Source organism: Herbivorax alkaliphila (genome assembly GCF_030848475.1).
Classification (GTDB): Bacteria; Bacillota; Clostridia; order Acetivibrionales; family Acetivibrionaceae; genus Herbivorax.
Window position 1 is genome coordinate 1 of the sequence record NZ_JAVDDS010000009.1, and the last position, 22,298, is coordinate 22,298.

At 31.3% G+C, this 22,298-nt stretch carries 27 protein-coding genes; 25 read left to right on the forward strand and 2 right to left on the reverse strand.

Going from position 1 to position 22,298, the window contains the following annotated elements; all coding sequences use genetic code 11:
- Positions 1-119: 119 nt before the first annotated feature.
- From RBH29_RS04695 to RBH29_RS04770, 16 genes are all read left to right on the forward strand, one after another.
- Complete coding sequence (locus tag RBH29_RS04695) at positions 120-359, forward strand: AbrB/MazE/SpoVT family DNA-binding domain-containing protein (RefSeq protein WP_306695578.1); 240 nt, start codon at positions 120-122, stop codon at positions 357-359.
- Complete coding sequence (locus RBH29_RS04700) at positions 353-793, forward strand: type II toxin-antitoxin system VapC family toxin (protein ID WP_306695579.1); 441 nt, start codon at positions 353-355, stop codon at positions 791-793. The genes RBH29_RS04695 and RBH29_RS04700 overlap by 7 nt, the downstream gene beginning before the upstream one ends.
- Before the next feature lie 240 nt (positions 794-1,033).
- Positions 1,034-1,234: a hypothetical protein gene (locus tag RBH29_RS04705; protein WP_306695581.1), complete on the forward strand. Its 201-nt coding sequence runs from the start codon at positions 1,034-1,036 to the stop codon at positions 1,232-1,234.
- 826 nt (positions 1,235-2,060) lie between these two features.
- Entirely contained in the window at positions 2,061-2,219 is a 159-nt protein-coding gene (locus RBH29_RS04710) for a reverse transcriptase N-terminal domain-containing protein (protein ID WP_306695582.1), read from the forward strand.
- Between the two features lie 155 nt (positions 2,220-2,374).
- Positions 2,375-2,842, forward strand: coding sequence for a DUF2691 family protein (locus RBH29_RS04715; protein WP_306695583.1), 468 nt, complete (start codon positions 2,375-2,377; stop codon positions 2,840-2,842).
- Positions 2,843-3,138: 296 nt separating this feature from the next.
- On the forward strand, positions 3,139-3,366 hold the full coding sequence (locus tag RBH29_RS04720) for a hypothetical protein (RefSeq protein WP_306695584.1): 228 nt from the start codon (positions 3,139-3,141) through the stop codon (positions 3,364-3,366).
- Positions 3,363-3,515: a hypothetical protein gene (locus RBH29_RS04725; protein ID WP_306695585.1), complete on the forward strand. Its 153-nt coding sequence runs from the start codon at positions 3,363-3,365 to the stop codon at positions 3,513-3,515. The genes RBH29_RS04720 and RBH29_RS04725 overlap by 4 nt, the downstream gene beginning before the upstream one ends.
- Positions 3,516-3,589: 74 nt before the next feature.
- On the forward strand, positions 3,590-3,763 hold the full coding sequence (locus RBH29_RS04730) for a hypothetical protein (RefSeq protein ID WP_306695586.1): 174 nt from the start codon (positions 3,590-3,592) through the stop codon (positions 3,761-3,763).
- A gap of 199 nt (positions 3,764-3,962) precedes the next feature.
- Positions 3,963-4,172 carry a hypothetical protein gene (locus tag RBH29_RS04735; protein ID WP_306695587.1) on the forward strand — a complete coding sequence of 70 codons (210 nt, stop codon included), beginning with the start codon at positions 3,963-3,965 and terminating at the stop codon, positions 4,170-4,172.
- A 144-nt stretch (positions 4,173-4,316) separates the two neighbouring features.
- Positions 4,317-4,493 (forward strand): hypothetical protein, encoded by a 177-nt coding sequence (locus RBH29_RS04740; RefSeq protein WP_306695588.1) that lies wholly within the window; start codon positions 4,317-4,319, stop codon positions 4,491-4,493.
- A 247-nt stretch (positions 4,494-4,740) separates the two neighbouring features.
- On the forward strand, positions 4,741-4,887 hold the full coding sequence (locus tag RBH29_RS04745) for a hypothetical protein (RefSeq protein WP_306695589.1): 147 nt from the start codon (positions 4,741-4,743) through the stop codon (positions 4,885-4,887).
- Positions 4,869-5,192 (forward strand): PIN domain-containing protein, encoded by a 324-nt coding sequence (locus tag RBH29_RS04750; protein WP_306695590.1) that lies wholly within the window; start codon positions 4,869-4,871, stop codon positions 5,190-5,192. Before RBH29_RS04745 ends, RBH29_RS04750 begins: the two co-directional genes overlap by 19 nt.
- Positions 5,176-5,379: a hypothetical protein gene (locus RBH29_RS04755; protein ID WP_373463293.1), complete on the forward strand. Its 204-nt coding sequence runs from the start codon at positions 5,176-5,178 to the stop codon at positions 5,377-5,379. The genes RBH29_RS04750 and RBH29_RS04755 overlap by 17 nt, the downstream gene beginning before the upstream one ends.
- A gap of 226 nt (positions 5,380-5,605) precedes the next feature.
- A complete protein-coding gene (locus RBH29_RS04760) occupies positions 5,606-5,986 on the forward strand; it encodes a hypothetical protein (RefSeq protein ID WP_306695591.1) in 381 nt (126 codons plus the stop codon).
- 277 nt (positions 5,987-6,263) lie between these two features.
- On the forward strand, positions 6,264-6,911 hold the full coding sequence (locus RBH29_RS04765; RefSeq protein ID WP_306695593.1) for a tetratricopeptide repeat protein: 648 nt from the start codon (positions 6,264-6,266) through the stop codon (positions 6,909-6,911).
- Positions 6,871-7,194: a hypothetical protein gene (locus RBH29_RS04770; protein ID WP_306695594.1), complete on the forward strand. Its 324-nt coding sequence runs from the start codon at positions 6,871-6,873 to the stop codon at positions 7,192-7,194. The genes RBH29_RS04765 and RBH29_RS04770 overlap by 41 nt, the downstream gene beginning before the upstream one ends.
- 271 nt (positions 7,195-7,465) lie before the next feature.
- Here RBH29_RS04770 and RBH29_RS04775 read toward each other — a convergent pair whose 3' ends face one another.
- A complete protein-coding gene (locus RBH29_RS04775) occupies positions 7,466-9,076 on the reverse strand; it encodes a putative polysaccharide biosynthesis protein (RefSeq protein WP_306695596.1) in 1,611 nt (536 codons plus the stop codon).
- Positions 9,077-9,269: 193 nt separating this feature from the next.
- Here RBH29_RS04775 and RBH29_RS04780 point away from each other — a divergent pair, with 193 nt between their 5' ends.
- The 8 genes from RBH29_RS04780 (at position 9,270) to RBH29_RS04815 (ending at position 17,239) form a co-directional block, all read left to right on the forward strand.
- Positions 9,270-11,909: a CBS domain-containing protein gene (locus tag RBH29_RS04780; protein ID WP_306695601.1), complete on the forward strand. Its 2,640-nt coding sequence runs from the start codon at positions 9,270-9,272 to the stop codon at positions 11,907-11,909.
- A 28-nt stretch (positions 11,910-11,937) separates the two neighbouring features.
- A complete protein-coding gene (locus RBH29_RS04785; RefSeq protein ID WP_306695603.1) occupies positions 11,938-12,609 on the forward strand; it encodes a site-2 protease family protein in 672 nt (223 codons plus the stop codon).
- A gap of 132 nt (positions 12,610-12,741) precedes the next feature.
- Positions 12,742-13,731 carry a tryptophan--tRNA ligase gene (gene trpS, locus RBH29_RS04790; RefSeq protein WP_306695605.1) on the forward strand — a complete coding sequence of 330 codons (990 nt, stop codon included), beginning with the start codon at positions 12,742-12,744 and terminating at the stop codon, positions 13,729-13,731.
- Between the two features lie 67 nt (positions 13,732-13,798).
- On the forward strand, positions 13,799-14,593 hold the full coding sequence (locus RBH29_RS04795; protein WP_306695606.1) for a segregation and condensation protein A: 795 nt from the start codon (positions 13,799-13,801) through the stop codon (positions 14,591-14,593).
- An 82-nt stretch (positions 14,594-14,675) separates the two neighbouring features.
- Positions 14,676-15,206, forward strand: coding sequence for an SMC-Scp complex subunit ScpB (gene scpB, locus RBH29_RS04800; RefSeq protein WP_306695608.1), 531 nt, complete (start codon positions 14,676-14,678; stop codon positions 15,204-15,206).
- 82 nt (positions 15,207-15,288) lie between these two features.
- Complete coding sequence (locus RBH29_RS04805) at positions 15,289-15,957, forward strand: DUF2953 domain-containing protein (RefSeq protein WP_306695609.1); 669 nt, start codon at positions 15,289-15,291, stop codon at positions 15,955-15,957.
- A gap of 24 nt (positions 15,958-15,981) precedes the next feature.
- Positions 15,982-16,449 carry a GerW family sporulation protein gene (gene ytfJ / locus RBH29_RS04810; RefSeq protein WP_306695610.1) on the forward strand — a complete coding sequence of 156 codons (468 nt, stop codon included), beginning with the start codon at positions 15,982-15,984 and terminating at the stop codon, positions 16,447-16,449.
- 70 nt (positions 16,450-16,519) lie between these two features.
- The gene (locus tag RBH29_RS04815) at positions 16,520-17,239 is read left to right on the forward strand and encodes a pseudouridine synthase (protein WP_306695612.1); all 720 of its coding nucleotides are present in this window, start codon (positions 16,520-16,522) and stop codon (positions 17,237-17,239) included.
- Positions 17,240-17,279: 40 nt separating this feature from the next.
- Here RBH29_RS04815 and RBH29_RS04820 read toward each other — a convergent pair whose 3' ends face one another.
- Positions 17,280-17,456, reverse strand: coding sequence for a DUF1540 domain-containing protein (locus RBH29_RS04820; protein WP_306695614.1), 177 nt, complete (start codon positions 17,454-17,456; stop codon positions 17,280-17,282).
- Positions 17,457-17,832: 376 nt separating this feature from the next.
- Here RBH29_RS04820 and RBH29_RS04825 point away from each other — a divergent pair, with 376 nt between their 5' ends.
- Positions 17,833-22,212 carry a dockerin type I domain-containing protein gene (locus tag RBH29_RS04825; RefSeq protein WP_306695615.1) on the forward strand — a complete coding sequence of 1,460 codons (4,380 nt, stop codon included), beginning with the start codon at positions 17,833-17,835 and terminating at the stop codon, positions 22,210-22,212.
- The last annotated feature ends 86 nt before the right edge of the window (positions 22,213-22,298 follow it).

The window sequence follows — 22,298 nt, forward strand, 5'->3', positions numbered from 1 at the left end:
TCTGAAACAAAACATCCCTTTTTTGATAATTTTAACAATTTATTAGTTTCTCACTATATTATACAGTATTATATGTTATAATGATAATACAAGAGAAAAATAAGATTGGAGTGTTATTTATGAGTTTAGTTTCAAAAATACAAGATAATTCCTTGATGAAGATTCCAAAAGAAATTATTGAAAAGGCAGGATTGAAACCTGGAGACGATATTATTTGGTATTATGACGATAGAACTAAACAAATAATTTTGTCTGGAAAGCCAGAGAATTTTGCTAAAGAACTTAAAGGGTTGGGCAAAGAAATTTGGAAGCAAACAGATTCTATAAGTTATGTTCAGGAGGAAAGGTCATCATGGTAGTGTCAGATAATTCCATTATCACAATAGATACAAATTGTTTTATTTATTATTTTGAAGATCATGATGTATATGCTGATAAACTTCAAGATGTTTTTACCAATATACAAAATGGAAAATATAAAGCATGTATGTCTATGCTTTCACTTCTTGAACTTTTAGTAAAACCAAAGAAAGAAAACAATGTATTTCTTGAAAATAGATACAAATTGCTATTAACAAATTACCCCAATCTTAGCATTGTTGATATTAATCTGGGTGTTATAGATATTGCATCAAGTTTAAGGGCGAAGTATAAAATTAAAACACCAGATTCAATAATTGTTGCTACTACAATATATTCAAATTCAAAATACTTGATTACTAATGATATCAGACTAGGAAATATTTGTAACGAAGAAAGTATATGCTTTATCTCTTTAGATGATATTGAATAATGTAAGGATATTTTGTATCAGATAACCATATATCTGCATAAAGGGCATTCTTGCGGGTCATCCTGCCCACAGCTTTTTGCCTAAGATAGGAGCTATCTTAGGCAAAAAGCCGACGCAGATACAAACGTTCGAAATGGGGGGCAAGGACGGCGCATCCGTGCGCCGATTGTTCAAGAAGGTCTTTGAAGACTGATATAACTTCACAGTTGTTTTTGTCTGCACTTTAATTATTTGTATTTTGTGAGGTGGACAAGAAAATGCATTCTAACAAGATCTGGCATAATGAAAGATTTGGTATTAATTGAATATGCAAATAACTTAAATGAAGCATCAAAATGGATGTTTGAAGATAGGAATATGGTTCCGTTGAACTTGCCAATTGAACAAATTGTCAGTGAACTCAAAGAAGAAGTTATCAACGCTATCAACTCCGCAAAATAAGCATTACTATGTATAGGGAAATTGGTAGGAGTTAAGATCGCAGCGTCCGTGCTGCTCTTGCTTCGCGAGTCCCCCACTCCGTAGAACAATGCATATGAGTGAAGGTTGCGAGGGTAAGAACAGGTAGAAATGATCTGTAAGCTCGTCAAGAAGAAGGGCTCCACCACATCCTCTCACGGGCGCGGTCGCGCGTTTCGCGGGAAAAGCCACTGGAGACCGTTCGAGGACGTCTCATATGCGGGACGTTATACGTAGTGCGACCAGCGCTTGAAATAAAAGCGATAAGTTGAATCTTGGGCTGTCTAAGCTGAAAAGCTTTTGTACTGCTCTATCCATTTGGAGTAACCCTATCTACAGGTGCGCCACTAGTAATGGTGGGGTTCTAAGCTTTATAGACAATGTGAAAATTCTACTAGCCTAAAGTAGATGATTGCTAGGGTAAATATATTACTATGATTAAATTAATTGAATTATTGTAAGCCTCGTTAAACGTGAGCAGGGAAATAAGGCTGAAAACCCTGTAACCAAAAAGGTGCAAGTTGAGGTTAGGTGACTTTTCATATTACCTAACAAATGGACAATGGCTTCGGTGTAAAGATAGAATCTAAGGTAATATGAATTGGCTAAGATGTAGAACTGGGTAAGACCATCGATTCCCATATGGGTAGGTTTTTCGCAAGGAAAATACAATATTAGTGGTTGTGGGAATTTAGAAAAAGCGAATGCTACTTTGTAATTAAGTAGATAGGGGTTCAGAATTTGCCCTAACTCGAAAGAGTGTAGACTTCTAAAAGGTTATTTATGTTGAAGAAAGGATTGAAACTTTATGAATATAGAAAAGCCAAAAAGAGTAAATCGGGCGTCTATAGACTATGATTTAGAATGGAACAGTATTGACTGGAACAGTATAGAAGCAAAAGTTAATAAACTTCAATCAAGGATTGCCAAAGCAGCAAAAAGCTTGCTAATCATGGACAGTGATTAGTTATAAATAACTTGAGCTGTATGACGTGAAAGTGTCATGTACAGTTCTAAGGGGAGAACGAGGGAGTAATCCCTCTGACTTACCCGACTATCACGGTTTTCCCGACATCCTTGTCGGGTTTAGTGCTAGGGAAAATTCTATGGGGGGGAATAAGAATGCAAAAGAGGGGTATTAGATTTCAAGCTCCATTACATAAGCTAATTCAACTTCAAGATGTTTTAGGTGCAATTGAAATCGAGAAGTTTAACTGGCATTTAAACAATATTGAGATACATGAAAGTAATATTAAAATCAATAATGATGTTTGGGATATAGAACAACCTTTAGTAATAGATGGATACAATCTAAAATGCAAATTTGAGTGTGTAAAGCATTTGGCGATTTTTGGTGAGTTCATTGCTTTTTTACCAGATGATGTCCCATGTGAAATTAATACTTATAATGAGTTTCTTAAAAGTAAGGCAGAAATTGTTTTTCTTGTTGTTGACTCTTCTTACTATGATATATATTGTAAAGATATATGTTTGATTGAGAAAATATATGTTTTCGCTCAAAGCTACGGATTTAAGGAAATAGAATACATTGATGAAAATGACCCACGATATAAGTTATCAGTATGGTAGTGTAATTTTAGGGAACGCCGTCCTTGGTGTCCTCTGAACAAGGAGCCCGTGATACTACGTATAACAATGCATACAAGGGTAGTATTTATCATGGGTCGCACAGCAAATCTTTTTTACTAAGATAGGAGCTATCTAAGTAAAAAAGACTTCTTGTATGCTCGACGTTGAACGAAATTCATCTGAATATATAGAAGTCTTTGTAGATTTCAAATTTCAAACTTTCAAATTTGATTTGTTGATAAATTTTAATTTAATATTTATAGTATAAGTATAGCCACAAAAAACGAGGTGATTTTATGTTTCAGAGCATCCAAGAAATAAATAGAAAGTTTAATGGTCAATGGGTATTTTTGATAAATTGTAATACTGATGAAGATGGTAATCTTGTTGAAGGTGAAGTTATGCTTCATAGCAAAAGTAGAGATGAGGTTTTTAGAGGTATGTATAAGTACAAGGATACTCCTTCAATGATTTCAATAAGATATGCTGGGAAAATACCTGAAGGAGTTAATGTGCTTCTATGAATAAGATAAAGTTTGATTATACCTCTAACTTAATGATGCTTAATGTATATTTGTTGAACATCAGAATGTCTAAATTTGAGAATATACTTATCACTTATGATACAGGGGCTTCAAATACAGTCATATCAAAAGATATTCTTTTTTATTAGGGTATGATTTTGAGGGCGTTGAAAAGACAAGGATAATTACTGCTAGTAGTGTGGAATACGTTGAGCCTATTATTTTGAAAAAATTTAAAATTGGGAATTACATATTAGAAGATATACAAGTATATGCACATACTTTTCCAGAAGCTAGTTTTTCATTGGGAGTTTTAGGTCTTAATATTATTAGGCAATTTGATACTTCCATTCTTTTTAGTAAAGGTGAATTAATTCTTAGTAAAATTGAAGATTGATAAGGAAAGCTTTGGGGGCTTCATTTTTTAGGTGAACATCGTTCAACAATATAGTTCTGGCAATTCCACCCAAAAGGGCAGTCGCCCTAAGCGGCTGAAACATCAGAACTACCCGACTTATATGCAATAAATACTAGCATTTATGAAGAGGCACTGCATTTAGTATATATTACTTTATTTTTAGAAGAGGTTATTGATTATGAATCAGGATTTCATGAAGAAATATCAAGATTACTATATTTTTATTTTTTTAGCAATATTTACTTCAATAACGGTCGGACTACTATTATTAGATATTAGTTTTAGGTTTTTATTTGTAGCAGACTATATGATTAATGACTTTTTAGATGTTCTCCAATATATAGTTATTGCAGTTTATTCAATTGTTTTTGCTACCATTGTAAAATAAACTAACTTATTTAGGAATATATCGTTAATTAAGACCGTTTTAACAACTATTACTATACTTGTTGTTGGAACAGCAGTTCATACATCAATATTTAAAATTTACCAAGCCTGGTTTGTTAATGAAGCATCTGAATTTTTTAGTGATGTGATTTATGGATTTGGATTAGGCGTTTTACCTATAGCAATTGGGTTGTTATTTATTAAGCCATGGAAACGTCTATTTAATTTTTGTGTTGGAATTATATATATATCAGTTGCATCTTTTGCACAATTATATATTGCATTAATGATTGCAGGGGTATTCTTTGATGATTGGTTGTAATAATGGTGCTTGGGTATTTCCGTTTTTTACTGCATATAACAGCGTATTTCCAAAATTCACTCTCTTTGGAGAAGGGCGTTGAGGGGCAGAGTGAACATCGTAAATACTCGAGAAGTTAGTTGCAAGTGAAAAATGTATGTAAATAGTTTAGCTATTATGATTCAATATAAATTCAGAAAAGGTTTTGGTTTTTATTTATATTTGGTATAATAGTATTATAAAGAAAATAAAGGTTTGTGATAATTAGATGAAAATTTACCTTGATGTTTGTTGCTATAATCGACCATATGATGATAACTTAGATGATAGAATTGAAATAGAATCAAATGCAATACTTTCTATTCTAAATCGTTGTATTATAAGTACTGGAGTATTGTGGGAAGTAAAGTTATAGATATAGAAATATTAAAAATTAAAGATGAGTATAAAAGACAAAAAGTTATTGAGTTAGCTTCATTAAAAAATGAATATATTGCTATAAATGATGACATAGTGAAAAAAGCTCTTGAGTTTGAGAATAAAGGAATAAAAGCATATGATAGTTTGCATTTAGCTTGTGCTGAAATTTCTAATGTTGATGTTTTTTTGACTACAGATGATAAACTTATGAAATCAGTACGTAAGCTTTCTTCTAATATACGTGTGTTAAACCCAGTTCAGTGGTTTGTAGAGGTGATACAGTTTGAAGATGGTAATTAAAGAGCCTAATACAATAAGAAAAAAGGGAATAGAGGTATTAAGTAGAGAACTAGGTCCTTTAGGGATGACTTACTTTATACGACAGTTTGATTCTGGAGAAAGTGATTATACAAAAGAAAGAGCAGAAATACAAGAAAGCACTAATGTAAAAGAAATAGTAGAAGAAATATATCGTCGTAGAAAATAAGGAAACATTTTTCAAAATCACATATAACAATATACTCAAGTAAAGCCTAACGGCACATTACAGCCGCCAAGATAAGAGCTATCTAGGCGGATGTAACGTCTTGAGTACGAAACGTTGGACAAAATTATCAAAATATAGACTTATAAACCTTCTCTATTAAGTCAAAATAAGTGCATTTTTAAAGCTAATGGAATTTTTAAAAACATAAAATGCTGAGGAGTGCTATATGGCTAAAAATCAAGTATGCAATAATTATAATAGGTTAAAGTATTCTGAACTGAGCATTGTATCGTTCATAATATTTCTTTCAGTTTTATTACCACTAACTATATTATTATTGCCAAGTAAATTAGAAATACCTGTATTAGGGTTGCTAGAATTATCATTTGAGCAATCTAGAATAGTTATCAGGTTCTTAGCATTTTGGATTTTTGTTGCTCCAATACTTGCATTCATTTTATCCTGGATGGATTTGAAAAAGCAAAATAGATTAAAAACTCTTTCGAAGATTACGATAATAATAAATGGTGTTATAATTGGTGTGGCAATTATTTATTTTATAATTACAATGGTTTCAGATATTATTAGAATTTTATCAATTAGTTAAAAAATAGATTGTTTGTTTAGATTTAGTTAACATCCTCATTTTTGGGGTTACGTGGATGTTGTTCTACCGGAGGAATTGCAGAACCTAAGCCATCTTAATATGTTATTTGTGCGTAACGTTGCAAGCCCAAATTTCCCCTATATGAGGTTGAGAAAGTTTACAAGTGCATGAGCCATGTAAGGGGAAACTTTCATGCATGGTTCTTAGGGGGGGAAGGAGATCGTAAAATCTCTGACCTACCCGACTTATCCGACTTTGAAAAGAGAGGTGAATACTTATGGGTATTTTTTCAAAATTATTTAGTTCACGGAGATCAAAAGAAGAATCATATAACGAAGAGGAGAAAATTGTATTTTATGATAAAAACGGTAATGAAATGTTTATGCCTAAAAAAGATTATAAGGAAAAGGTGTTACCTGAACAATTCAAAACAAATTGGAATAATCCACATGAATTATATACTGTTATAATTATGTCATTAAGAGATGGCTTTATTAAAGATGTTTTAAACCCTTCAGAAAGATTATTTGAAATTGATTCTAATAAAGAAAGAAGTTATACAGTCAGAGCTATAGCATTGTTGAAAAATGGGTTTATTAATAGATCAAAAAAAATACTTGAAGAGTATTGTAAAAAATATGGCCCGACAGGTGTTATATTAACAAATTTAGCTAAAGTTTATGCTGAAAATAATAATCAGGAAAAATGTATAGAAATATTATGGGAAGCTATACAAATGGATCCTAATCAAGATAATGGTTTAATTTGGTGGGCTGCGATACAAAGAGATAAAGGAGGAAAAGAGCAATATATATCTGCATTGAAACAAGCTTCTGAAATACAAGGAAGTTGGAGACCTCAATTATACTTAGCTAAAGAGTATTTTGAAGATAAAAAAAGAAGAAAAAGCAGTACAAATATATAATGAATTATTAAAGAATGATGATTTGCCTTCTGAAGCGTTAATGGAAATTTCAGGGGAGCTAGGTAATAATGGATTTATTAAATATATACATGAGCTAATTGTTCCAAGATATAAGGTTTATGAGCATAATCCTATTACTGGTATTAATATTCTACAATCTTATTTAGAAACAAATAAGAAAAATGAAGGAATCAAATTATTAAATCAATTAAAAGCTCTAAATAGACCTGACTTAAAAAAATATTTTGACTTTTACCATCAAGAATTAAGTAAAATAAATTAAGATAAAAACCATTCAAACGATTAGATAACACTTAGCTAACGTTCCGAAGTTTTCGGCGCAAAAATGCTCTATCTAAGACTAAAACAGACCCATGGTTAATGAGTTTTTAACCATGGGTCTGTTTATAAACTCAGAATCACAAAGAGGACAACAAAAATATAAGAACCAAATATTTTTTTATGCTCACATGCAAGACATTTTTCAATATGCATATCTACTGTATTTGCCATTTTAATTTGATTATTGGTGTTGTTTTTAAACCATTACCACTTCAATCTGAGATTCTATTATATACCTTTGAAGGAATAAATTTCTTTAATCTGTCCGGCATTTCAATTAAATCTTTTTTAGTAATTCCCTTAAATATTATCATTGAAAATACATATGCAACAACACCTACAATTATTGATATAATTACAGCAATTACATTTGAAAAATAATCTCCTATAAAAAGATTAAAAAGAAAATATGATATTTTATAGAATATAAAAACCATTCCCCCCATTATTATTGAAGAAACAAGGGGTTTTAATGCATTTTTTAATAGATAAATATTAACATTTAGATGTTTTTTTATTGAAATTGTATTTAATAAAAGAGCAATACCAAAACCTACAACACTTCCTATAATTGCTCCATATATATTAATATCAGGTATTGAAATTAAAAAGTAATTGATTAATATCTTTGCTATAATTCCAATCACAACATTTCTTGTTGCTATATAAAGGCGTCCAGCTCCCTGAAGAATGGTTGTCTGTATTTGCACTAAAGACATAAATACCAGCACAACAGCTCCATACTTCATAAGCTCAAAACCGTCACCAAATTTTAAAAAAGAATAAATTTGTTCACTCAGTATTGAAAAACCAACAGCCGAAGGAACAACCACAAATAAACAAAGTCTCAGAGAATATCGTAATTTATTTTGAAACTGTTGTTTGTCATTTAATGCAATAGAACCTGACAGGGAAGGTAATACGGCAGCAGCAAGAGCAGCCACAATTGAAATGGGCACATTCATTAACTGCTGATATTTAGTTAAAAATCCGTATAATATAGTTGCTTCCGCCTCAATATAACCTCCAGTCATAAGCCTTATTTTGGTGTTTGCCATATCAACAAGATTTCCTGCATATGTTGCACCTACAGCTATTGTTATAGGTATACTGTAATTTATAATCCTCTTTGCCAGCTGTTTATAGGTGTATCCTTTTACATCTTTTTTGACTTCATCCTTTGGTATTATAAACTTTTTCTTTTTATAAAAAACAAAACCTAAAAAAATCATTGAAGCTAGAGCACCCATTGAAGTTCCAATAGTTCCACCTGCACAGGCAGCTTCAAGACTATATCTCATTAAAAGCATAGCAAATAAAAGTGTGAATATAACATTTGCAATTTGCTCTATTATTTGTGAAACAGCAGTATTGGTCATGTTACTCCGCCCTTGAAAATATCCCCTGTAAGCTGATGATATAGAAGTTATAAGGATGGTAGGGGAAAGGGCGAGAATAGCAAGGTAAGATTTTTCAAAGTGTAAAATTCTTGATATAGGCCCGGCAAATACAAACATACAAATTGCTAATACTGCTCCAATACCTATAAGGTAGGAGCGAGCTATTTTAAAAGCTCTTAGTGCATCCTTATAGTTTCCTGCATAGGTAAGTTCTGATATGGTTTTTGATATTGCCACCGGAATACCTGAGTTTGCTATTACATATATAAAAGTATATACCTGATATGCTGCTCCATATATTCCATAACCCTCATCTCCTAATATTCCTCTTAAAAATGGAATATATAATACAGAAAGAATTTTTACAAACATACTTGCTATTGTTAAAACAGCAAAACCCTTTGCTATAGATTGTTTCTTCATTACTGTCCCCTTTAAAATCACTAAGAATGATACCATTATACAACTAAAAGTGAATTTATAAAAGTATCAGTTATCAAAAAAATTTCAAAACCAATGGACGATACTCAATATATTCTGATATAATGGAAGACAGTTGTTTTTTAAGGTTGAATTTTGACATAAGCATTTACTGGCTAAAATGGAGTGATATATTTTGGAAATAATTGTTGGCCATATAAATACTGATTTTGATTGCATAGCATCAATGATAGCTGCAAAGAAAATTTATAAAAATGCTCAAATGGTTCTTCATGGAGTAGTTGGCAGGGAAGTTAGGGAATTTACAAACCTCTATAGAGATACATTTAATTTTAATTCAATAAAGGATATAAACATTGAAGAGGCTACTAGAGTGATAGTTGTGGATACCCATTCTAAATCTAGATTGGGCAAAAATTTCATAAATCTATTATCTAAACCTGATATTGACTTTATAGTGTATGACCACCATCCCCCTAGTAACGATGCAATTAACGGTAGAATAAATATAATAGAAAAGGTTGGAGCAAATACTACACTTTTAGTTGAAGAAATTCAAAAATCAAATATTGAAATATCCTCTCTTGAATCAACAATATTTGCTCTTGGAATTTATGCAGATACAAACAGACTGACTTACCAAAGTACAACATCTAGAGATGCATATGCCATAGCATATCTTTTATCTAAAAACGTAAATCTTCAGGTTATTGAATCGTATCTTAACTGGACACTGACTCCTTTGCAGCAGGAGTTTATAAAGATTATTGATAAAAACACAGATTTATTAAATATCAATGGATACAAAGTTGCCGTAGCTGTGGTAGAAACTTCAGAGTATGTAAATGAATCTTCATATCTTACCGGTAAACTTTTAGAAGAAAATAACTATGATGCATATTTTTCAATATTTAAAATGGGTAAAACAACGTATATTATGGGTAGAAGCCTTGTTGATAAAATAAATGTTGGAAAAATAATGAGCTTTTTTAAAGGAGCAGGTCATAAAGGAGCAGGTTCTGCTAAAACAAAGGATGACAATTTAAATAAGCTATATGATAGTTTAAAAAACGTTCTAGAAAAAAACATTAATCCAGTAACAAAGGCAAAAGAAATAATGAGTTGCCCTGTAAAGACTGTTCCTGATACTACAACAATAGAAGAGGCAAACAGAATAATACTAAGATACGGACATTCCGGTCTTCCTGTCATAAAAGAAAAAACACTTACAGGAATTATTTCAAGAAGAGATGTTGAGAAAGCTCTCTTGCATGGTTTCGGAAACTCACCAGTTAAAGGATATATGTCTAAAGATGTCATTACAATTGATGAAGATGCTACAATAAAAGACATACAGTGCCTTTTAATAACAAATAATATTGGAAGATTACCTGTGCTAAGAGGTACTGATATTGTTGGAATAGTTACACGCTCTGATATAATAAGAATTCTTTTTGGTGAGAGTTTGCCAAAAAAAACTTATAAAAAGTGTTTTGACACTCAGGATACAGAAGACATTGTAAATCTTAAAAACAAAATTGATTTTATACCTGTAAGAATTAAAGATATACTCTATAATTCAGGAAAAATAGCTGACAAATCTGGTTATAATCTATATGTTGTAGGTGGATTTGTAAGAGATTTGATTATGGGTAAAAACACATTTGACATAGATATGGTTGTAGAAGGAGATGCTTTTGATTTTGCTAAAAAGCTTTCTAACTACTATGGAGGAAAAGTTACTAAACATAAAAAATTTCAAACAGCAATGGTAAAGTTGGATAATCAATTTTTTATAGATATTGTAACAGCAAGAAAAGAATACTACGAGTATCCTGCAGCACTTCCCACTGTTGAAAAGGGAACAATAAAAGATGATCTTTTCAGAAGAGATTTTACAATTAATTGTATGGCAATTAAACTAAACAGTAATCACTTTGGACAGCTAGTTGATTTTTATGGTGGAAGAAAAGACCTTAAAAATAAGGTTATAAGAATCCTTTACAATTTAAGCTTTATTGAAGATCCAACTAGGATAATACGGGCAGTGAGATTTGAAAAAAGATATGGCTTTAAAATGGAAAAGGCGACGGAAGAATTTGCAATAAATGCAATTTCCTCTGACTGCTTTTCTAATGTAAGCATTGAGCGTATTAATTATGAGTTTTTTGCCATATTGAAAGAAAAAAGGCCTTGGAAAATCATAGAACGCATGGCACAATTGAAGATTCTAAACAAAGTATATCCTGAAATACAATATAATAGTGAATTGAAAAATCTTTTAAAAAAATGTTGCGACAACTTAAGTCAGTTTAAAAACAACTTGAACAGCGATAAAAATACTGATACAATTCTTTTGTATCTTTTATTGCTTCACTCTAATATGGATGCTGATAAAGTTAAGGTTTCCATAGAAAAGATGAGACTTAAAAGGGAAAGACGTAATGAAATAAATAGATTTACTAAAACAAAAAATACATTAAAATCATTTGATGTACTCGATTTAAGTAATTACAAAGCATTTACTCTTTTTAAAGAACTCTCCCTTGAAAGTTTGTATGTTTTAACTTTGTTATTTTGTAATAAAAACTTTTACAATAAGGTGCTAGAGTACATTAATGAATTAAAAGATATAAGACTAAATATTACAGGAAATGATCTAAAAGAGATGGGAGTCGTGCCAGGCCCCCAGTATAAAAAAATTTTAGATGAAATTTTAAAACAAAAAATAAATGGCAATGTACACACTTTAGAAGGTGAGATAAAACTAGCTGAAATCCTTCTAAATAACTTGAACAATCCATTATATAATTAAAAATAAGTTTGAAAAGGGGAATGTTTGGATGTTTTTTACTAATTTAGGGTTGGCGGGAATACTATATTATTTTATGATATTTGCTTTTTCTATTTCTTTTCATGAGTCTTCACATGCTTACATGGCATACCGTTTAGGTGACAATACAGGAAAGGATTTAGGAAGGGTTACTTTAAATCCCATGAAACACTTGGATTTATTCGGAACAGTTTTACTGTTTTTTGCAGGTATCGGATGGGCAAAACCTGTCCCATTTAATCCTTCACGATTTGAAAACCGCAAATTTGGAACTATGATGGTTAGCTTTGCCGGACCATTATCCAATATAATTTTGGCTTTTATCTTTGCTTTTATATATTTGTTTATTGGCTACGGGTTTGGTGTAGAACCTAACTTTGAATCAACAGAACCTATGGTGATTGCTTCTAATTTTTCTTCTGTTGGAATAATGTTAAATGTACTTTTAGCAGTTTTCAATCTTTTGCCTATACCACCATTAGATGGTTCTAAGGTTTTTACTGTTTTTTTACCTGAACAGTATTATTTTAAATTTATGCAATATCAAAATATTACTTTTATAGTTCTGATACTTTTACTCGCTACAGGCATACTCTGGGATAATATATTATATCCTGCTCGAGATTACATGATATCTTTTATATATTTTATTCTAGAACCTATTGTAAGATTAATCACATAAAAACATTAGTTTTTTAAAAGTGTCTTTATAACAAGGGCATTTTATTGGACTTTATATTAAAAAAAAGTTATAATTTATTATTATAAAGTTTTTTTAAAAATTTTAATTTTTATATGGGAGAGTGAATTACTTGTGAAAAAAGGTACAATTTTAAGCGGCATGAGACCAACTGGAGCATTGCATCTAGGAAATTACTTTGGAGCTTTAGAAAACTGGGTAAAGCTTCAAGATGAATATAACTGTTATTTTTTTGTGGCAGATTGGCACGCTCTTACTACTGGATATGAAGATACAGCACAAACTAAAAGCAATATAAGTGACCTTGTTGTGGATTGGATAAGTGCAGGACTTGATCCAGAAAAGTGTACTATATTTCTTCAATCATCAATACGTGAACATGCAGAACTTCATATGCTGTTTTCCATGACAACGCCACTTTCATGGTTGTATCGCTGTCCGACGTACAAAGATCAGCTAAATCAACTAAAGGACAAGAATATAACCACTTATGGATTTTTAGGGTACCCATGTCTTCAGGCAGCAGATATTTTAATGTACAAGGCAGATTATGTTCCTGTAGGAGAAGATCAACTACCACATTTAGAGCTTACACGAGAAATTGCAAGACGTTTTAACCATATGTACAGTGAGGTGTTCCCAGAGCCTGATGCTATTTTGACAAAAGCCAAAGTGCTGCCAGGAACAGATGGAAGAAAAATGAGTAAAAGCTATGACAACACAATAGCTCTATCCGATAGCCCTGATGATATAAGGCGAAAAGTAAAAACAATGGTTACCGACCCTGCAAGGATAAAGAAAGATGATGCAGGACACCCTGAAGTGTGTACGGTATTTTCATTTCATAAGATTTTTAATGAAAGTGAACTTCCTCAAATAGAAGAACAATGCAGAGGCGGTAAAATAGGTTGTGTTCAGTGTAAAAAGAACCTGGCAAATAAAATGACTGAGTACTTAGAGCCTATTTATGAGAGAAGACAGAATATTTTAAAAAACCCTGGCATGATAAAAGAAATAATTCATAATGGAACTGAAAATGCTAAAAAGGTTGCCGAAAGAACAATGAAAGATGTAAGAAAAGCTATGAAAATAAATTATATGTAGTTTAAATTTTCAAGGGGGATTTTTTAGGTGGTGTTTCGCCAAATAATATAAATTGGTGGTGTATTTTGTGGAGAGTGTTTTATCAAAAGCCTATAGAATAAAGATACAAAACTTCGAAGGACCATTAGACTTGTTATTTCACCTTATAGAAAAAAATAAAATAGATATTTATGATATTCCAATAGATGAAATAACCGACCAATATATGGACTACCTTTTCAAAATGCAGGAATTGGATTTGGAAATTGCCAGTGAGTTTTTATTAATGGCAACAACATTGCTTCACATTAAATCAAAACTACTTCTTCCAAATACAAAAAAGGAAACTGAAGAGGATCAAATTGACCCTAGAGAAGAACTTGTATTAAAACTTGTAGAATATAAAAGGTACAAAAAGTTTTCTAAAATCTTAAGTTTGCGTGAAGAAGAGCATCGGAAAGTATTTTATAAACTTCCTGAAGAAATAGACATAAAAACAGAAGATCAGCCTATAAATCTTTCATATGATGAACTTACCAGAATTTATGTTGATTTAATGGAGCGAAATGAAAAAAAGACAAATAAAAACACAAAAAATATGACTCAGATACTACAGCATGAAAAAGTATCTTTAAAAAGCAAAATACAAGAAGTTGTAAGAACGCTTTTTAATAAAACTTTTTTTAAGTTTTCCGATGTCTTTTCAAGAAAAACAAAGTCAAGGCTTGAAATTGTAACTGGATTTTTAGCTGTATTAGAGCTTGCAAAAATAAAAAAATTAACTGTTAAACAAAATAAAAATTTCTCTGAAATAATTGTTTGTAAAAGGGAAGACAGCAATCTAGAAGATATTGATGAAGAAAAAATAGCAGCAGAAAATTAAAGTCAAAATAGTAACTGCTTTGATAACATACAAAAAATTATTTATAAGGATAAAAGCGATACATTTTGGAGGATTTGCCTTTATGGACTTAAGAAGATACGAAAAAATTGTTGAGGGACTTCTCTTTGCTTCAGGAGAAAGAGTTTCTATAGAAAAAATTTGTGAAGTCATTGGTACAGATAAAAAAACAGCAAAGCTTGTTTTAAACAATATGATTGTCAGCTATAATGACAATCCTGCTCGTGGAATAACTATAAGAGAAGTAAACAAAGGTTACCAAATGTGCTCAAAACCTGAATTATATGATTATATAAAAATACTTTTTGAGCCTCGGCAAAAAAGCGGTTTGTCCCAGGCAGCACTTGAAACCCTCGCAATCATTGCCTATAACAGGCCTGTTACAAAAGCAAGGATAGAAAAAATAAGAGGAGTTAATTCAGACAGTTTAGTTGTAAAGCTTTTAGATAAAAAATTAATTAAAGAATCAGGAAAACTTGATGCACCGGGCAAACCTACTCTTTATGAAACTACTGATGAGTTTTTCAGATGTTTTGGGTTTAAATCAGACTCAGATCTTCCTATATTTGAATTTAATGAAATTAAAACAGATTAATTAATATCTATTTGTCAAAAAAGTACACTATTTTAGTGTACTTTTTTTGTTTTAGGGAAAAATAACTAATTGAGGTGATATAATGAACCGAGTTATTTTTTTTATTGCTATTTTAATTGTATTGGCAATAATTATATTATTGTCTAAAATAAATATTGTAATTGAATATAAGAAAAAGTATAAAGATGATGTTTTTGTATTGTCTTTTTTCTTATACAAAGGATTGATAAAATACAAGTATGAAGTCCCGAGTGTTGATACAAAAGGTACCGGTATTTTATATAGATTCATAAAAGAAAAAGGAAAAAAAGAAAAGAAAATTAAAGAAGGCAAGGAATATACAACATATTCAAGTATTATTGATAGAATAAAAAATGTAAAACTTTTTTATTCTAGACACTGTTCTCTTATAAAAAAAATACAAAATTTTTTAAGATGCAAAATAATATTAAAAAATTTGAATTTTAATATGAAGCTTGGAACAGGAGATGCTTTGCAAACCTCTATACTAACAGGTCTTTCATGGACTTTTTCTGGAATAATTATTTCTTTTTTATATCAGTTTATTAAAATAGAAAAAAAACAAATAATTATACAACCTGATTATAAGGGAAAAAGTATAAATTTAGATTTATACTGTATATTTAATGTTAGAATTGTCTATATTATTGTTATAGGTTTTACAGTACTGATACATTTTATAAAAAACAGAGTTATTACATTTAAGGCTCAAAAATGTGTCGGCGGATAATAAAAAATACAGGCGGTGATTAATATGGAACAACAACATCCCATTGAAGGTTTGATGACAACAGCAATGGAAAGCATAAAGGATATGGTAGATGTTAACACCATTGTAGGAGACGCAGTTCAATCTCCTGATGGAACTGTTATAATTCCCATATCAAAAGTATCATTTGGCTTTGCAGCAGGAGGAGGGGAGTATAATTCTTGCTGTGAAACAGGTGGAAATGAAGCTAATGAAGACGATGAAGAGGGAAACGGCGGAAATTCTTCTAAATTTCCATTTGCAGGTGGAAGTGGAGCAGGCGTAAGTATAAATCCAGTTGCTTTTATGGTTGTAGGACAGGGGCAAATAAAACTTCTCCCTGTTACAATAAATTCTTCTCTAGAAAAAATACTGGACATGGTGCCTGACCTTATTGAAAAAGCAAATGAGTCAATAAAGAAAAAAATAAAGGTTCGTAAAAGCATTAAAGAATTAGATGAAGATGAAGATTAACTCTTGAGTATTAACAACTTTAAATAGTATAATATAGTTCTAGTAATAAAAAAAGGGTTGATTTGTGTTTATGGAAAAAGTGCGACTTCAAAAATATCTAGCAGACTGTGGAGTTTCTTCAAGAAGAAAAGCAGAAGATCTTATCAGTCAAGGGAGAATTTCGGTAAATGGTACTGTAATTACTGAATTGGGAACTAAGGTAGATAATAGTGATATAATATGCTTTGATGACAATGAGGTAAAAAGGGAAGAAAAAAAGATTTATCTTCTATTAAATAAACCAGTAGGCTATATATCTACTGTAAAAGATCAGTTTCAAAGATCAACAGTTATTGATTTGGTAGACGTTACTCAAAGAGTTTTTCCGGTAGGCAGACTTGATTATGATACATCAGGTCTTTTAATTTTGACCAATGATGGTAGTCTTACCTACAGACTCACCCATCCAAAGTTTAAAATCAAAAAAGTATATATAGCAGTAATAAAAGGAATTCCAGACAGAAAAGAAATTGAAAAATTTGAAAACGGTTTGGAAATAGAAGACTATATTACTTCACCAGCAAAATTTAAAATAATTAAGAGTTTAAACAATAAGTCTACTGTTGAAATAACCATATATGAAGGAAAAAACAGGCAAGTTAGAAAAATGTGTGACAATATTGGACATCCTGTTTTAAAACTTAAGAGAATTTCTTTTGGAAATCTTAATTTGGGAGCCTTGCCAGAAGGTAAATATAGAAAACTTACTAAAGATGAAATTTATGAATTGTTAGGAGGAAGGTTCTCGTGACATTATGTCACAAGAACCTCCAAATAAATTTTCATTCACTCTATTTCTTTTGTTCATGTGGTTTATAGCTTGAACAAAGTGTTTCATCATATGGAGCACCACTGTCTGATTTTGCAGAGGCACTTACCTGTATGCAATCTAGATTACATAAATTTTCGCTAAATTCATTGAACATACAACTTCCAACTGAACACTGTACTTTTTGACATTTATCCATATCTTTTTCCTCCAATATTTAAGGATTCACAATTATTATTTGAGTTTTTTATAATAATATAATAGGTATGTTATTGAAATTAATTATGCAAATTTTTTCAAAAATTCCCTTGAAAAATCCTTATGTAAATGGTAAAATTGTTTAATATAAATATATAATGTTTTTTTAGATTATTAATGTTTATATTTATAATCTTTTTCAACTTAATTTTTATTTTTTGACATTTAAGATTTTAGTTGATTTTACACTAAAGGGTGACTTTAGTAGTTCCTTAGTATTCAGCGAGACTTTTGAAGTTAAAAAGCATATAAACGTTAGGGGTTCAAAGATTATAATTATAATAAAAAAATAATAAAAATTTGGGGGGTACTTTGTAATGAATGATTTTAAGAAAGTTTTAAGCATTATTATTGTGTTGTGTATGGTTTTTACACCGATTCTAGCTTTAGACGACATTTCAAAAGTTTATGGTTCTAATGACAGCATATTATATGGAGATATCAATGGTGATGGAGTAATTGATAGTACTGATCAAGTTTTACTAAGTAGGTATACACTTGATTTTATTAGTGGAGATAATATTAACCTTAAGGCTGCAGATTTAAACGGTGATGGCATTGTTGATAGCACAGATTATGTTCTTTTAGGTCGTTATCTTTTAGAAATTATAGATGAATTTCCTGTAGAAAAAATGGATTCTGACCCTGACCCTGATCCAATCCCAGAAACTCCAACATTAGATACGCCTGAAAACTTAACAGTGGTATCTCAAACATCTAGATCAGCAACTCTTTCATGGTCTCATACAACAGACAGAGATGATATAGAATATATAATTTATACAGAAGATTTCTTTATGGATACTGCCGAATCTAGCCCACATACAGTTGAGGATTTGATTCCAGGTCAGACATATGAAATTACTGTTATGGCTGTATCAGAAGACGGAGAGTTTTCAGAAGAGAGCAATGTTTGTACAGTTACTACAACTGCAAGTAATATAGAAGATCTTAAAGATGCTTTTATTCATAACTTTAGAGTGTTAGGAACAGATTATAGTGTAATATATGAAGGTGATACAAGTGACTTAAACTATGTAGTCAATACGGCACTTTCAGATGCAGTTAAAGAAAGCACCCATCCATTTTTGTTTGAAAATGAATCACAACCTAAAGTAGAAATAAAAAACGGATTTTTAAAAATATCATTTGAATTCAGTTATTTTGATGATTACAGTGCTGTATCATATTCTAAAAGTGAGTTAGAATCAATAATTAGAAAAAATCTTAACAATAGAGTGGAAGATATTAAAATTGTATATAAAGATATTATTTCCATTGATGAAGTAAAGGAAATATTGAGTTCAATACGGAGTGAAGATACTTATTTAAATGCGGCAATAAGAGGTAGAACTCCTAGGATTAAAAAATCATATGGAATTTCAGGAATTAATATAGAGGTTGATTATTGCACAACAAAGGAACAGGAAAATTATGTTGATGAAACAGTTGATTTTATAGTATCAAAGCTTGTAAATGATGATATGAGTGACCACGAAAAGCAAAAGCTCATACATGACTATATTTTAAACTTTGTAAATTATTCACATACTAATGATTATAACGATCCTTACAGTGCACTCTATCATGGAGAAACAAAATGTAACGGTTATGCAATGCTTACGTATAAAATGCTTACAGCAGCAGGAATAGAAAACATTATAGTTACAAATGAAATTCTTAACGAAATAGAAAACACAATAGATATAGCTGGAGACCATGCGTGGAATGTAGTAAATATAGAAGACAATTGGTATCACATGGACACTACATGGAATAATGAAGACAAAAAAGGCTATGGCTTTTATGGATACTATAATTTAACTGATGCTCAACTTATTCAAGGTCCTGATGGACTTGAGGGCAGGAATTATGCTGGTATAGATGGAATATCATGCACAACAAATTATATAGATGAGCTAGAAGCGGTTAATGATGAAAATGATGGCAAATATGAGCATATATTAAAAGCTCTTGAAAAAACTAAAAACTACGTTCAAATAAATAATGACTTTAAAACATATCCTTCCATGAACCTACTGTATAATGAGGTTTTATTAAAAGAAGGAGAAGAAATAGGTTTGGTAGACCCTATAATACCACTTGAAATATATAAAGATTCTTTCCACTGGTCAACAAGTGACTCTGATGTAGTGGAAGTAACTGATGGCGTAATTACTGCACAGGAAGAGGGTGTAGCAATTGTTTCAGCACAAGCTATGTTTGATCCACTATTTAGATCCAGCCTATTTTGCATAGTTCGTGTAATCCCAGAAGAATCAGATTATGCAACAACACAAAATCTTTCAAGACAGAATTTCATTGGATTTACCGATGAAAATGTCGTGCCACATGTTGCAATCAGCAGTAGTGATAATGTAAACAATACAATGGTAACAAATATATCTGATGAATTTGAAGGTAAAATGCACTTTTATGGAGAACCAATAGAAGTAAGAACTGATACTGAGCTAGACTGGATGGAAGTTAGTTTTGAGTTAAGTCAAGAGCAATTAGATGAAGTAGATATAAACGACATGATAATTTACTTGTTTAATGAAGAAACAGGTGAAATGGTACCTCAAGCTACAAGAATAGATGAAAGTAGTGGTATAGTCACTGCAACACTTCCAAACACTGATTCTAGCAACACAGTAAGTGCACAAACCCTAGCTTCTAACGGAATGCTAACTGCTCAAAACTGGGGCGTAACACATGAGCAATCTAGAAAAATTGTTGTTTCAAATGTGCAATCTCAAAATAGAGCTGTGAACGTAGCATTTGTTATAGACAGTGAGCATTCTGATCAAGATGCTTTGGATACATTCGAAACAAATATTACCAGTACGTTATTAGGTTTAATGGGAAAAACAAATATAAGAGTTGTTTTTCTTGAAAGTAGAGATGGTGAAAATATAAAAATAGATCAAGTTTCACATTCAAGAACAAACAACTACAATGCAAGAGATGGTCTGAGAACCCGGATAGCACATAATTTTAATAACATAGAACCTGTAAATAAAACACTTAATCCTGATGGTTTACTGGGGCAAATACAAAGTGGCTTGGTAAGTGGAAGTGAAATGCTTGATGAGTATACGGTGCAGGGGGCAGATTATAACGAGTATGCTCTCTTTTATACCAGACACAGCGGTTATTTTTCAGAAACTGAATCAATTTTAGCACAAATGGGGAATACAACAGGTCTTGTAGTTGGACAAGCAACAGATGAAAGCGTAATAGCATATAATGACAGTGATGTTGAGCCACTGGTTAACTTCTTATTTGAAGGTGGCAATGCAGATGTGCCACAAGAGGATATAGGTCAACCTTCATGGTTACTAATGCAGGGAGCAGATAATGACCCCGATGATGTTACAATACTCCAAAAACTATTAGTAACACACGGTTATTTAGAAATGCCTGATGGTGCAGATTTTGGTACATTTGGTTCGCTAACTAAAGAGGCTGTTGAAAATTACCAAAGAGATAACAGGAATTTAGAAATTGATGGAATAGTAGGTAAAAATACATGGATGGAACTTGTGTCATGGGATACAGATGATATGCTTTGGGATTATGAAAAAGGACAACCTAACAGAGAAACATGGACTTATAGATATACTTTAAACAATCTTTTTTATCATTGGCAAAGTCCAGATGTTGAGTTGACTTCACCTACTGTTGAAACTAGATTAAAACCAGGAGAAAAGTTAGAAATAATAGGATCTGGGAGAGACTGTCATCACATTGCCCTATTTATTAATGGGGAGTGGGTTAAAACTGAATTTGATAATACAGAACTTTATACATCCATCCATTTAGATCATGATATTGACGCTCATGGTATATATGATATACAGTTAAAGGGAAGAAGTGTGCCAAATGGAGACGATGATACAACACTTGCATCAACAGAAATAGTTGAAGCTATTGTTCCTATTAATTTTGCAAAGCAAGATGATGATGCACCAATAAGAGTTACTCAAGTAGGTACAACAATACATTTTCATGTAGATGTTGGTTTTGATGATAGATCAGAGTGGGCTGGACAAACATCTTTGAATTATAAAGATTTGGCTATTGAAGGATTTAAACTATGGGAAGGAAATTTAGAGTATGATGGCTTTGACTATGAAATTAAGATAAACCTAAATGAACTTTCTGACGATGAAGTAACGGACATGGTAATGAAAGGCGGCCGTGGAGGTGAGTTTTTGGATGGTAATATCTATATGTATGACTATGATATGGTATACACATTAATAAGTACAGAATTTATGCTTAGGCAAAGTATAAGATATGAACACATAGGTATTGATAATTGGAATGTAAATTCTCCATCAAGTATTTATTTAGGTGTAGGAGATAAACCTACTGCTAATATGTTTAGAAATACAGCTGCACATGAATTTGGTCATGCTCTTGGTTTAGAAGATGCATATATACATTTTACTGAAAAGATTAAAAAAAATGATGATATATTACCTGATTCTGTCTCTATCAATGGAGTAGAATATAACGACATTATGTGGGGGTATGATAGAGCAGATACTTGTGTAATTACTAATCTAAATAGAAAGATGGTTTTAGATGCTTTTGTCGAAAATCAGCTTCAAGGCTATAGGGATGAGTTTGTTAAGGATGAATACTATGGACTAAACAGATATGTACACAAAAACAGGCACATACCATAAAGTATAAAGATTCAGTATCAGGTAGAGAAAATTCTCTACCTGATACTAGCTTATAAAAACACAAGTGTTGACTTAGTTGCCAATGG

What these genes read in the sequence shown, in the direction of transcription:
- RBH29_RS04695 (WP_306695578.1), top strand. Translation starts at nt 120, where the DNA reads ATGAGTTTAGTTTCAAAAATACAAGATAATTCCTTGATGAAGATTCCA.
- scpB (WP_306695608.1), top strand. Translation starts at nt 14,676, where the DNA reads ATGGACTTAAGAAGATACGAAAAAATTGTTGAGGGACTTCTCTTTGCT.
- RBH29_RS04745 (WP_306695589.1), top strand. Translation starts at nt 4,741, where the DNA reads ATGAAAATTTACCTTGATGTTTGTTGCTATAATCGACCATATGATGAT.
- RBH29_RS04815 (WP_306695612.1), top strand. Translation starts at nt 16,520, where the DNA reads ATGGAAAAAGTGCGACTTCAAAAATATCTAGCAGACTGTGGAGTTTCT.
- RBH29_RS04820 (WP_306695614.1), bottom strand. Translation starts at nt 17,456, where the DNA reads ATGGATAAATGTCAAAAAGTACAGTGTTCAGTTGGAAGTTGTATGTTC.
- RBH29_RS04775 (WP_306695596.1), bottom strand. Translation starts at nt 9,076, where the DNA reads ATGAAGAAACAATCTATAGCAAAGGGTTTTGCTGTTTTAACAATAGCA.
- RBH29_RS04785 (WP_306695603.1), top strand. Translation starts at nt 11,938, where the DNA reads ATGTTTTTTACTAATTTAGGGTTGGCGGGAATACTATATTATTTTATG.
- RBH29_RS04710 (WP_306695582.1), top strand. Translation starts at nt 2,061, where the DNA reads ATGAATATAGAAAAGCCAAAAAGAGTAAATCGGGCGTCTATAGACTAT.
- RBH29_RS04760 (WP_306695591.1), top strand. Translation starts at nt 5,606, where the DNA reads ATGGCTAAAAATCAAGTATGCAATAATTATAATAGGTTAAAGTATTCT.
- RBH29_RS04765 (WP_306695593.1), top strand. Translation starts at nt 6,264, where the DNA reads ATGGGTATTTTTTCAAAATTATTTAGTTCACGGAGATCAAAAGAAGAA.
- RBH29_RS04825 (WP_306695615.1), top strand. Translation starts at nt 17,833, where the DNA reads ATGAATGATTTTAAGAAAGTTTTAAGCATTATTATTGTGTTGTGTATG.
- RBH29_RS04715 (WP_306695583.1), top strand. Translation starts at nt 2,375, where the DNA reads ATGCAAAAGAGGGGTATTAGATTTCAAGCTCCATTACATAAGCTAATT.
- RBH29_RS04700 (WP_306695579.1), top strand. Translation starts at nt 353, where the DNA reads ATGGTAGTGTCAGATAATTCCATTATCACAATAGATACAAATTGTTTT.
- RBH29_RS04805 (WP_306695609.1), top strand. Translation starts at nt 15,289, where the DNA reads ATGAACCGAGTTATTTTTTTTATTGCTATTTTAATTGTATTGGCAATA.
- ytfJ (WP_306695610.1), top strand. Translation starts at nt 15,982, where the DNA reads ATGGAACAACAACATCCCATTGAAGGTTTGATGACAACAGCAATGGAA.
- RBH29_RS04735 (WP_306695587.1), top strand. Translation starts at nt 3,963, where the DNA reads ATGAATCAGGATTTCATGAAGAAATATCAAGATTACTATATTTTTATT.
- RBH29_RS04725 (WP_306695585.1), top strand. Translation starts at nt 3,363, where the DNA reads ATGAATAAGATAAAGTTTGATTATACCTCTAACTTAATGATGCTTAAT.
- RBH29_RS04720 (WP_306695584.1), top strand. Translation starts at nt 3,139, where the DNA reads ATGTTTCAGAGCATCCAAGAAATAAATAGAAAGTTTAATGGTCAATGG.